The 748-nt window shown below is 38.6% G+C and carries 1 pseudogene; it reads right to left on the minus strand.

The features are described 5' to 3' along the window. Window positions 1-502, minus strand: a pseudogene (locus tag H4J63_RS19800) (hypothetical protein); the annotation flags it as partial. Window positions 503-748 lie beyond the last annotated feature (246 nt).

Raw genomic sequence — 748 nt, forward strand, 5'->3', positions numbered from 1 at the left:
CTTTCTGAGGAAAAATGCAGCTAGGGCACACCCCAAACGCGATCGAAAAACAGGAGTATTTCAGTATGGGGTAGAGCCAAATTTTTAAGGCTGTACTTAATATTTTTCTTAAGTACCTACCTATGACACCAAAGTAACGCCCAAAGTTAGCATAGGCGCCACCTTCAATAATTAAGTTGGTTTTAGTCGTTTGGCCTCGTTGATTAGGTAGCGTCTTATCTTTAGTGCCTGCAGCAAGTGTGACTTTTGCAAATGTACCTGCATCGCTTTGAATATAAGGACTAAGTTGGTATGAAAGTGTTTGATATAGTTCTGGGTAAGTATGCCTTACTGTTTGCAGCACTCTGTAAATATCGTGCGCTTTATAAGGCTTGCTCATAATATGTGTGTTTTTACTTACGGCTAAAAGTCGTTGTACTTGGTGCTCAAGTTCTGGGGCTTGATTTAAAGATAAATAAGGTGATACGCCACCTTTAGCAACAGCATTTGCACTGATTGCCATCCCGATAAACAGTGATATTTTTTTTGAGCATAATTATTCCGTTAGCAAAAATTTGTTTAAGTAAAAACGTTAACGCGAGGTTAGCAATAAACGCCTCAGTAAGGAAGAAAAAAGCGATATATTAGGGCGTGTTGATCTTTGTGGTATGAAAAACAAACAGCATGAAGATAAGGTATAATTGAATTCGCCAGAAAACTTTACACCGAACCTACATGCCAAGATTAATGTTAACAGACGGGACATGGA

It is taken from the genome of Pseudoalteromonas sp. 5Ae-yellow (genome assembly GCF_014077565.1).
Classification (GTDB): domain Bacteria; phylum Pseudomonadota; class Gammaproteobacteria; order Enterobacterales; family Alteromonadaceae; genus Pseudoalteromonas.